1 protein-coding gene is annotated in these 1,432 nt (G+C 28.3%); it reads left to right on the forward strand.

Annotated elements, in window-relative coordinates; genetic code table 11:
• Nucleotides 1-139 precede the first annotated feature (139 nt).
• A partial coding sequence (locus BFS35_RS13640; protein ID WP_099578687.1) for an ISL3 family transposase occupies nucleotides 140-1,432 on the forward strand: 1,293 nt, incomplete at its 3' end.

The following is a 1,432-nucleotide window of genomic DNA, read 5'->3' on the forward strand; positions in this document are numbered from 1 at the left end:
GGTTCTATAATAAAACGGACTGATGAAAAGATACAAATCTTTTCTTCAGCCCGTTTTTTGATTTTTTGGATATAAAAAGGACGCAATTATCTCTATAATTACAAGTGACCAAACCAATAACTAAGGAGATAATGCGTCTATGAATCATTTTATATCAAAAACATTAGGAATTAAAGATGAAAATATTGAGTTTCAAGAAACTGTTGATGAAAAAGTAATTAAAGGAATAAGAAGTTTGATTTATTATGCCAAACTATCTTACACACCGAAACGGTGTGTTAATTGTGGCTTTGAAAATAAAAACTATTCGATTGTTAAAAATGGAACTAAGAAATCAAGACTAGTAATAAATAAAATAAGTGAGAGACCGGCATATCTAATACTTTACAAACAACGTTTTCATTGTAAGTTATGTGATGCTCATTTCACCGCGGAATCAAATTGTGTGGAGAAGTATTGTTTTATTTCGAATAACACTAAATTAGCTGTTATTCATAAATCCACAAAAATTAGATCTGAAAAATCAATTGCTGAATCATGTTTTATTTCTGCAACTAGCGTCTCTAGATTTATAAAACAGGCAGCTAAAGAAGTTAATCACAATCCGATGGATTCTCTTCCTGCACATATCATGATGGATGAATTTAAAAGTGTGAAGAATGTCTCAGGTGCGATGAGTTTTATTTTTGCCGATGCTTTAACACATCGTATAGTTGATATTGTTGAGGATCGTAGACTTTTTTCATTAAAAAACTATTTTCTACGCTTTCCTTTAAAAGAAAGAAAAAAAGTACAAACAATTACTATCGATATGTATGAACCATATATCAGCTTAATTAAATCCATGTTTCCTAACGCTAAAATAATAGTTGATAGATTTCATATAATTCAATTACTTAACCGTGCTTTAAATATGGCACGTGTAAATGTTATGAATACATTCAGGAGAACAAATCCACCATTGTATAATAAATATAAAGGATATTGGAAATTACTCCTTACCCCGGAAGAAAAACTGGAGAATTTTGAATATAAGAAATTTCGATTGTTCAAAGAATTAAAAACAGAGAAAGGAATTGTTGAATACTTATTAAGTATGAATTCTGAATTAGCCGAAACACATAGTTTAGTAAATAATCTAAGACACAGCCTAAAAAATAATGACTCTAATTCATTTTTCAATACATTATTTAATACTGATACTACAACAGTTCATCATAGACTCAAAAGTTCAATTACTACATTGAGAAAATATAAATCATATATAGATAACACCATCTATTATTCTAACTTGACCAACGGTCCGTTAGAAGGTACCAATAATAAGATAAAACTAATAAAAAGAGTTTCTTTTGGTTACAGAAATTATAATAATTTAAAAAATAGAGTTTTATTATGTTCAAGATTATATTTACCTGAATCAAAAAAAGAG

The sequence above is a fragment of the Macrococcoides goetzii genome, assembly GCF_002742385.2.
Lineage (GTDB): Bacteria > Bacillota > Bacilli > Staphylococcales > Staphylococcaceae > Macrococcoides > Macrococcoides goetzii.